The sequence below is a fragment of the Streptomyces sp. NPDC059455 genome (assembly GCF_042750115.1).
In the GTDB taxonomy this organism is placed as follows: domain Bacteria; phylum Actinomycetota; class Actinomycetes; order Streptomycetales; family Streptomycetaceae; genus Streptomyces; species Streptomyces endocoffeicus.
Genome location: NZ_JBHYVB010000136.1, coordinates 24451 through 31623 on the forward strand (window position 1 = coordinate 24451; position 7173 = coordinate 31623).

A 7173-nucleotide genomic window follows, 5' to 3' on the forward strand; every position below is an offset into this window, starting at 1 on the left:
CGTTACTGCCGGGCCTCCTTCGGGCTCGGCGTCCCGGCCTGCCTGGACGGTTGCGGCGAGCCGTCGCGCGGCGCCTCCGCCTGCCCTTCGGCCTCGGTTGGCACCTCGGTCTGGGCGTGTGGCAGTCGGCGGACGGACGGATAGGCCAGGGGGAGCAGGGCCGCGGCTGCGTAGCAGAGGGCGGCGCTGGTCGCCACGTGGAAGCCACCGAAGGCGTGCGCGAGCGGGCCGACGGAGAGCTGGCCGATGGGATTGGAGATGTAGGAGAGCAGGGCGTCGTAGGCCGCGACGCGGGAGAGGACGCGAGGTCGAATGTGCTCCTGCAGGGAGGTGTCCCAGGCGGTCCCCGTCAGAGAGGTGCCGAGCCCTGCCACGAATGCGGCGGTGATCAGCCATGGCGTACGCAACTGCGCGCCGATCGCGAGTAGCGGGAGAGCGCCGAGGGCGCAGGCGAGCTGGCCGGCGCGGAGCAGGTGCCGGACGCTGAGCCGATAGATCAACGTGCTCATCAGCAGCATGCCGAGACCTCGGGCGCTGAGCAGGAAGCCCCACGTTGCCTCGCCGCTCAGCTGCTTGGTGAGTTCCGGGCCGAGGACCTGCCAGGTACCGGTCTGCACGAGGTTGATCGCGCAGAAGGAGAGAGTGACGGACCAGAGCCAGCGGGTTCCTCGGAACTGCGCCCATCCCTCGCGCAGGTCGCGCCGGAGCGTGACTCGGCGTGCCGCGGGGACGGTGGCCCCCACGGCGGCGGGGAGCCGGGCGAGGCAGCCGGCAGCCAGCAGGTACGTCAGCGCGTCGAAGCCGATGGCCGGTCCGCCGCCGACCGCGACAACCAGCAGCCCTGAGATGCTCGGCCCGAAGACCTTGGTGCCGTTGCGCACGGAGGCCAGCAGCGAGTTGGCCTGCCGCAGTTCGCCCTTGGCGACCAGCTCCGGGACCAGTCCGCGCAGCGCGGGCGTGGTGAATGCGGCGAGCACGCCGTTGAGGAACTCCAGCCCGGCCACCACGGGCCGTGAGTAGTGATCGGTCAGCAGGACTGCGGCGACACAGCCCTGGGTGAGCGCGGAGCCGAGGTTGGCGGTTACCAGGACGGTCCGCCGTGGCAGGCGGTCGGCGGTGGCGCCCCCGATGAGGAGGAAGACGAGCAGTGGCACCATGCGCGCGGCTACCACTACACCGAGGTCGTCAGCCCGGCCCGACGCGTTGAGCACCGCGAGGGACAGCGCGACGGGGGCCATGGAACTGCCGAGCAGCGACACAAGCTGTCCGGTGAAGAACCAGCGGAAGTCTGTCTGCCGAAGAAGGGGAGGAAGCACCGCTGGAGTCTGCGGGACCGGTGCAGGCGGGCACTATCGTTTCGGCAGAGGGCGAAAGATGAGCCATGGGGAAGGGGCCGACGGACGATGGTGCTGCTGCGCTTGGACTCGGTGGCCCTGTCCCGATCTCGCTTCGCCCTGTCGCCGCTCGCGGAGACGCTGGGCTCGGTGATCGTCCTCAGTCGGCCGGGTACGGACCCGTGGCTGTCCGCCTGGCACGGCCGCCACCAGGCGGTGTTCCGTGCCCGGCTGAACGCGGACCCCTTCGCCAAGGGCCTGGTCCGGCTCATCGGCTCGACGAAGTACCTCCCCGACCACCTCACGCTGCCGCCGATGGGTGGCATGGGCACCACACTGGAGTCCGAACTCGCCGAGGTCGTGCTGATACCGGACGAGACGGTGCGACACGGCCTGGAGCAGGCGGTGGCTCACAGCTGGAAGGACCACGATCTGACCTGGCTCTCCGGGCGCGACTGGTCGACCCGCACGGCCGAACTGTTCCACGACGTCTGGCGTGACCACCTCGCCGCCGACTGGCCGTGGCGCCGGGCGCTGCTCGAACGCGACGTCACCTACCGCGCGGGCCTACTCGCTGCCTACGGTTGGCCGCGCGCCCTGCAGCAGATGAGCCGTCGTAGCGCCTGGGTCGGCACAGACGCGATCCGCTTCAGCGACCGCCCAGGGCCGGACCGCATCGTCGGCGCCGACGGCATGCTCTTCGTCCCGGTCACCAAACAACGCGGGAGCTGGCTGTGCAAAGGGCCGGCAGGCCCACACGCACTCGTCTATCCGGCACGCGGTATCGGTGAGACGGCCGGCCCGGGCCGCCCTGCCCGCGCGCTCGCCCGCTTGCTCGGCCCAGGCCGCGCCACGATTCTGCGGGAACTGGAACGCCCGGCCACCAGCACCGAACTCGCCGCGCAACTGGATCAGTCGCTCGGCACGATCGGCGGTCACCTGGCCGTGCTGCGAGAGGCGGAACTGGTAGTCGGTACACGAGTCGGCCGCCGCGTGGTCTACCGTCGCACTGAACTCGGCGACCAACTGGCCGGAGACGCGAACGGCCCGACACAGGCAGCCATAACCCTTAGTAAGGACCGTCACGCTTCGCGCTCGCGGAAATGAGCGTTTCTGAAGATCTATCTGCGGTGGGATGACGTCCTCGCCAGCGAGAACGCCGACGCCTTCGCCCGCAAGATCCTTAAGGACGTCGTCGCCGACATCCTGCGTAAGCGCGACCGCCGCCCGTACTCCCTGATCGGGCTGGCCTTCGACCCGTCGGCCGGCCCGATCGACCGTGCGCCGGCTGAAGAAATCGGCCAGGTCACATTGCGCGTGCAGGTCTACAAGGCCATCGAAACCCTTCCTCGGCAGCAGCGAGCCTGCGTCACGGAGTACTACCTTCTGACACCCCGGTCGATCAGATCGCCAGGCGCATGGGCGTCAAGGCCTCCACCGTCCGCAGCCACCTGACGGCCGCCAAGGCCGCCCTCGCCGAGGTGTTCGGCGTGCCCTCCGAACCTTCCGACGAGAAAGGCATTAACGGATGATCGAGGACATCCTGCGAGCTGCCCGGATCAACGTCCCCGCGCACACGCTCGAGCAGCGTATGGAAGCCGACCGACTGCTCGCCGAGAACATCAAGAAGGTCACAGCCCGCCTGGCCCAGGCCGAACGCCGCGGCGCCAAACGCTGGCTGGCGCCTTCCTCCCCGGAGCTGTCCGTCCTCCTCCAGGACCTCACCAACGCGGTAGAGACACCGGTCATCGTCAGCCTCAGGCCGGCCCGTCGGCGTCCTTCGGCCGGGTCCACCGGCCGGAGCCTGCCGTCCCGTCCCCTGCGCGTGTTCAACTGTTCGTCCTGGTCAGTTGAACGCTTCCGCGCAGCCGCAACCGTGCCCGCGGTCACACCGGCCGCCGAGGCGATCAAACGGTCCGACCACTGAGGATGCATGCCGAGTATCCGCGAGACGGCAGCCATGCGATCGGCTTGGGTCAGCGGCAGCCCACGTGCCGTGTTCAGTCGTACCGCCTCAACGAAGGCGTCCTCGGCGCTGCCTTCAAAATAGCGGACGTCAATCCAGTCGTCCCCCCGGAGCCGCGCCGCGTGCACGCGATGTACTCCATCGATGATGCCCAGTGTGGGCCAGTGGACCACTATGGGCGGCAGCGGCGCAGCGATGACGGCGAGTTTCTGCACGTGTGCCACGTCTACGCCTGCCGTCCGCGGCGAGTCGGCGTGCTGCAGCGCCTGGAGCGGCAGTGTCGTCACCAAGGGCGGCTGGTCCGGGCGCCTCTGTTCCTCAGTCGCATCCTGGCCCGTATTGTCCGCCCATCGAACTGAGCGTATCGACACGTCTCTTCCTTCCAATGAAGCGAAGCGGCCGAAGTACCCCCTGTGTCCGCTTCGCAGCACGCGCGATCCCGGTCGCCCCTGATGCAGCGTCACCTAGCGGAGACGTGGAGCGTGAGGCAGGACACCAAGGTCACGGGGACGACGCTAAGCAGCGGACGGTAGAGCGTCAATGTGTCCGCTGCAGCGGATGACTCCTCTCCGGCCACCGCGACGCGTCGGCTACCGAGTGGTGTGGACAGAGGTCAGTCCGCCGCTGCCGGCGCCTCCTGCCAGGTCACCAGTCGGTGACGCAACCGGGTCCGCGCCCGCTGCGAACGAGATACTCAGAGGTTCAACCTCCTTGATTCTGGCCTGATTACGCTCACCACGTGGCGCGGGACAGTCCACACTGAGGGCGGGTGGTTCCGTCCGCCCCAGCGGGCACGGTTGCGCTCCCCCGCAGCCACTGCAGGACCACAGCCTCGTCGCACGAAAGGCGGCTTATGGACAGCGGTGAGTCGAATGCCAGTGAGACGAGCCGTTCCCTGCTGCACGACCTCGGCGAACGGCTCAGCAGTCTGATCACCGCCCTGTACCCCGATGAGCGCCAGCGACCCGGCTATGCCCGGCTCGCCCGGATGATACGAGAGACGACAGGCGGCACGATCTCGGCGACATATCTGTGGGAACTCGTGACCGGCCGGAAGCGTAACGTGACGATGGAACAGGTCGCTGTCCTGGCCGAGTTCTTCGGCGTTCCGCTGGACTACTTCATCAACGACGAGGTTTCGCGCAGGGTCAACGCGCAGTTGGCACTTGCCGTCGCGCTGCGTGACGCCAAGGTGCGCAGCCTCGCCCTCCGCGCCGATGGCCTGTCCCCTGCGAGCCTGGATGCACTGCTCACCATCGTCAACGAAGCCCGCCGTGTGGAGAAGCTGAACTGGATCGCGGAGGACGACGACGCCGGGGATGCGCCGGACCGCCCCGAAGCCTAGCGATCCTGATCTCCCTCACCAGAAGCCCTAACGATCCTGATCCCCCTCATCAATCGAAGAAAGGCCCCGACGCGGACGCTCATGTCGAACGGATCTCTCAAAGTGCTCCGACGCTGTCATACGGTGATCGACCGGCTCGACCTTCCTGATGCCCTATCCTTTGAGACCCTGTGCCGCCACCTTGCTGTCCGACGTGTAAGACCGTTGCGCCTTCATCAACTACCGCCCGAGGCGGCCACCTTCGGTGCCTGCGGGCTGTGGCTGGCCACCGATGCCGAGGATCACATTTTCTACGAACGGCGCACCACACTGCTCCACCAGGAGCACATCATCCTTCACGAGATCGGGCACCTGCTGTTCAACCACCGCATGGAGGCTCTCCACGGTGAGGACGCCTGGCACACGCTTCTGCCCGATCTCGACGTCCACACAGTGCAGCGACTCATGCTCCGTACGAACTACGCGACGGACCAGGAGCAAGAGGCTGAGCTGTTCGCCAGCGTCCTGGGCAGCCGAATCAACGAACGGTACCGTCAGCGTCCCGGCGGCATCCTCGGCCGGTTGGAAGAGGCCATGGGAATCGACCAGCCGCACAGCACGCCGTGACGCACACCGCGGTCGAACTCGGTGCCGCGCTCCAATTACCCAGTGTGCTGCTGCTGTGAATCGCCGTAGTGCTGCGCAGCCCGGCCGCTCTGCGGGCCACGCCCCTGCGTGCCGTATGGCTGGCCGTGGCCACCGCGGCCGGGGCCATGACACTCGACCTGCCGTCCGTCATCGCGGCGGCCACGCGACACAGCGAGGCGAACGCTGTCACCGTCACCAGGAATGTCCTGGGTGTGCTGTCCGCAGGAGCCGTGCTGTACTTCGTCGCCCAGGCCACCGCCGTCGCCCGTCGGCTCAAGACGGCGCTCGTTGTCGCGGTCTGTTCCGTACTCGTCATCCTGCTCTCGCTGGACCTCGCGGCTGTGCCGCACCTGCGCATCGTCGTTCCCGCTACCGGGACGCCGGCTCCTTCCCAGTTCTACTGGCTTGTTCTTATCAGCACACACCTGACTTCGAACGCCCTGTGCGTCCTGTTGTGCCTGCGCCACAGCGCAGCCTCCGGAAGCCGGTCCCTGATCATGAGCCTGCGCCTGTTCGGCATCGGTACAGGCCTGGTCGGCGTCTACTGGCTGGGCTATCTCGTTCGGGTCACCACCGGCGGGCGATGGCCCCTGCCCTGGCTTTCGCTGCTGATGGATCTGCACGGTGCACTACGCGCCATGGCCGTTCTGGTGCCGACCGTCTCCCCACTCCGGACCGCCCTGTCGAACATCGCCGTCGCCTGGCGCTTGTGGCCGATGTGGAACGACCTGGTCACTGCCGTTCCCCACGTGGCCCTGGCCAGACCGCGTCACCGCATATGGGACGTCGTCTGGCCCCGGCTCCCGTACAGCATGCTTTCCTACCGCAGGATCATCGAGACGAGGGATGCGATTCTGGCCCTCACCGATTACGTCGCGCCAACCCACCCGCCCTCGTCACCCGGCGCGCCACCGAGGTATCACTCAGTCGCCGACATGAACGCCGAAGCCCTGGCCTACCTCATCAAGGACGCTCGGAATGCAAAGTTCCATGGATCTGCCCCCACGCCGCGCACGGTAAGTCTCAGCTCGTCCGACAGCAGGAATCTCACAGACGAAGCGGACTTCCTGCTGCGGATGGCCAAGGCGTACCGAGCGGCCTCCTCGCGCGTCGATGCCGATCGTCAGTGACCGCTATCACGGTTGTGGAGACGGAATTCAAGCGGGGTCTGGCCCAAGTTGTGTGGGCCGACAACTCGTTGTAGCTGTTGATCTCGGTGGTGAGGGTTTGGAAGTCGCCTCGATTTCGCTCCTCGTATGGCTGATGTGCTCGACATTCGGTCGCCGTGAACGAAGACCCGTCTCCGGTACAAGAGCTGTTGTTCCCGTCGGACACGAACGTCGTGATCACGTCCGCCGAGACGGACGCTGAAGCGATACGCGTCGAGGCACGATGCACCGCGAGCAATGCTCGTTGCCCGGCCTGCGGGGACTGGTCGGCTCAGATCCACGGCTCCTACCTGCGCTTCCCCGCGGACCTGGCCTGTGCTGGACGGCCGTGCGTACTGGTGCTGCGGGTCCGCCGGTTCGTCTGCGCGACCCCGGAATGCCCGCGGCGTACGTTCGTCGAGCATGTGCCGGGGCTCACCAGGCGCCACGGCCGGACCACCGAGCGTCTGCGGTGGACGATGAGCAGGCTCGGGCTGGCTCTGGCCGGGCGGGCAGGTGCCCGCCTCGCCGCGCACCTGGGCATCGTGACCAGCCGCAATACGTTGCTGCGGCGGGTGATGGACCTGCCCGACCCGAAAGCGACGCAGCCTCGCGCCGTGGGCGTGGACGACTTCGCGCTGCGACGTAACCAAGACTTAGAGCTTGTCTCACGTGGTGTCAGGTTGATGCGGCATGATGTTGCGCTATGGGTGTTGGTCTGTCGCAGCGGCTGGTTCCTGACGAACTCTGGTC

General features: G+C 67.4%; 8 protein-coding genes. 7 read left to right on the plus strand and 1 reads right to left on the minus strand.

The window, feature by feature from the left end; genetic code table 11:
* Window positions 1-2 precede the first annotated feature (2 nt).
* Window positions 3-1316: an MFS transporter gene (locus tag ACFXB5_RS36275; protein WP_385216298.1), complete on the minus strand. Its 1314-nt coding sequence runs from the start codon at window positions 1314-1316 to the stop codon at window positions 3-5.
* Between the two features lie 87 nt (window positions 1317-1403).
* Between ACFXB5_RS36275 and ACFXB5_RS36280 the strand changes: the two genes are divergently transcribed.
* From ACFXB5_RS36280 to ACFXB5_RS36310, 7 genes are all read left to right on the plus strand, one after another.
* On the plus strand, window positions 1404-2441 hold the full coding sequence (locus ACFXB5_RS36280; RefSeq protein WP_385216301.1) for an ArsR/SmtB family transcription factor: 1038 nt from the start codon (window positions 1404-1406) through the stop codon (window positions 2439-2441).
* Window positions 2442-2698: 257 nt separating this feature from the next.
* Window positions 2699-2866 carry a sigma factor-like helix-turn-helix DNA-binding protein gene (locus tag ACFXB5_RS36285; RefSeq protein WP_385216317.1) on the plus strand — a complete coding sequence of 56 codons (168 nt, stop codon included), beginning with the start codon at window positions 2699-2701 and terminating at the stop codon, window positions 2864-2866.
* On the plus strand, window positions 2863-3261 hold the full coding sequence (locus tag ACFXB5_RS36290; protein ID WP_385216304.1) for a hypothetical protein: 399 nt from the start codon (window positions 2863-2865) through the stop codon (window positions 3259-3261). The genes ACFXB5_RS36285 and ACFXB5_RS36290 overlap by 4 nt, the downstream gene beginning before the upstream one ends.
* A gap of 892 nt (window positions 3262-4153) precedes the next feature.
* A complete protein-coding gene (locus ACFXB5_RS36295; protein ID WP_385216307.1) occupies window positions 4154-4645 on the plus strand; it encodes a hypothetical protein in 492 nt (163 codons plus the stop codon).
* A gap of 123 nt (window positions 4646-4768) precedes the next feature.
* On the plus strand, window positions 4769-5251 hold the full coding sequence (locus tag ACFXB5_RS36300) for a hypothetical protein (protein ID WP_385216310.1): 483 nt from the start codon (window positions 4769-4771) through the stop codon (window positions 5249-5251).
* A gap of 68 nt (window positions 5252-5319) precedes the next feature.
* Window positions 5320-6402 (plus strand): MAB_1171c family putative transporter, encoded by a 1083-nt coding sequence (locus ACFXB5_RS36305; RefSeq protein WP_385216312.1) that lies wholly within the window; start codon window positions 5320-5322, stop codon window positions 6400-6402.
* A gap of 155 nt (window positions 6403-6557) precedes the next feature.
* A partial coding sequence (locus ACFXB5_RS36310) for a transposase family protein (RefSeq protein WP_385216315.1) occupies window positions 6558-7173 on the plus strand: 616 nt, incomplete at its 3' end.

Coding starts and splice junctions, on each gene's coding strand:
- ACFXB5_RS36280 (WP_385216301.1), top strand. CDS start 1,404: ATGGTGCTGCTGCGCTTGGACTCGGTGGCCCTGTCCCGATCTCGCTTC.
- ACFXB5_RS36290 (WP_385216304.1), top strand. CDS start 2,863: ATGATCGAGGACATCCTGCGAGCTGCCCGGATCAACGTCCCCGCGCAC.
- ACFXB5_RS36295 (WP_385216307.1), top strand. CDS start 4,154: ATGGACAGCGGTGAGTCGAATGCCAGTGAGACGAGCCGTTCCCTGCTG.